Annotated in this window: 1 protein-coding gene; it reads left to right on the top strand. The window is 74.4% G+C overall.

The genetic code is table 11. From position 1 onward, the window contains the following. Nucleotides 1-261: 261 nt before the first annotated feature. Nucleotides 262-969, top strand: coding sequence for a sensor domain-containing protein (locus AB8Z75_RS34440; RefSeq protein ID WP_369209005.1), 708 nt, complete (start codon nucleotides 262-264; stop codon nucleotides 967-969). Nucleotides 970-1406 lie beyond the last annotated feature (437 nt).

Raw genomic sequence — 1406 nt, 5'->3', positions numbered from 1 at the left:
TGCTCCCACTGCTTCACGTCGTGGCGGTGACCGTGCACTGAGGCCTTCCGGGCCGCCAGAACAGGCGGGTCGGCTGGTCGGCCGGCCTTCCGACCCGCCTGTTCGTCCCGCCGCCGGCCTCCGCCCCGCGGCGGGGTAGTGCTAGGTACACGTCGTTGTCATACCTCCACTCTCGCCCCGCGGCGGGGTAGTGCTAGGTACACCCCGGATACGGGCCCCAGCTGTCTGGGACGGGACCGGCCGCGCGGCGAGAGTGGAGGTATGACAACGACGACGCACGCGCAGGCGATGTCCCCGGCGTCCGCGGTCCCCGCCGACCGGGCCGGTCGCGGTGGGCGTTTCGGGCGCGAGGTGGGGTACTTGCTGTCCGGGCTGCCGCTGGGCATCGCCTCGTTCATCTTGATGATCACCGGTTTCGCGCTCGGCGTCTCCACGCTCATCCTCGTCGTCGGGATTCCCGTGCTGGCCGGCACGCTGGCCATGGCGCGGTACCTGGCCCGGGTGGAGGCCGACCACATCGCCAACGCGACCGGCCGCCCGCTCCCCGTCAGGGCGGTGGCGCCCGGACAGGGCGCCGGGGCGGCCGGCCGGTGGAGCGGCGTCCGCGATCCGCAGGCGTGGCGGGACCTGGTGCATGCCGTCCTCTCCTTCCCGGTCCGCGTGGTGACCTTCTGCCTCACGCTGGCGTGGCTGGTGGGCGGTGTCGGCGGGTTGACGTACGGGCTGTGGTCCTGGCCGATTCCGCGTACCGACAACGACGGCTGGGTCGATCTGGCGTTCGGGCTGACGGGGCGCTTGCCCGACATCGCCGGCAACATGGCGCTCGGCGTCTTCCTCCTGGCCACGACGGTCCCGGTGGTGCGCGGACTGGCGACGGCGCAGGCGAGCCTGGGCCGGGTGCTGCTGCGGCGCGGCGAGGTCTGGGACGCGGTGCCGACCCGTGCGGGGTGGCGGCCCAGCGAACTGTGACCGCGCGCCTGCGCCTGTGCTCGCGCCTGTGCTCTGCTCGTGCTCGGGCCTGCGCCTGCTCCTGTGCTCGCGCTCGTGCCTGCGTCTGTGCTCGCGCTCGGACCTGCGCCTGTGCCTGTGCCTGTGCTCGCGCTCGGACCTGCGCCTGTGCCTGTGCCTGTGCTCGCGCCTGTGCTCGCGCTCGGGCCTGCGCCTGTGCCGGGTGGCGGTCGAGTCGGCCGGCCCGCGCACCCGGGGCTTGTGCCCGCCGGGTCGGGCCGCCGGTGGGCGGCCCGGCGGGTGCCCGGATGGGGTGGTCGACGGGTGGACGGGTTCCTGAGCGGCGGACGGCCGGAACTGCTGCCATGCTGGCTGGAACAGGCGGTGCGGCCCCGGCGGTAGCTCCCGGACCGCCCGACCGCCCCGCCTTCCTCTCTCCTCTCCCCGCCCATCCCCTC

It is taken from the genome of Streptomyces sp. PU-14G (assembly GCF_041028275.1).
Classification (GTDB): domain Bacteria; phylum Actinomycetota; class Actinomycetes; order Streptomycetales; family Streptomycetaceae; genus Streptomyces.
The sequence above is the reverse complement of the archived record's forward strand: the minus strand, read 5'-3'. Positions and strand labels throughout refer to the sequence as shown.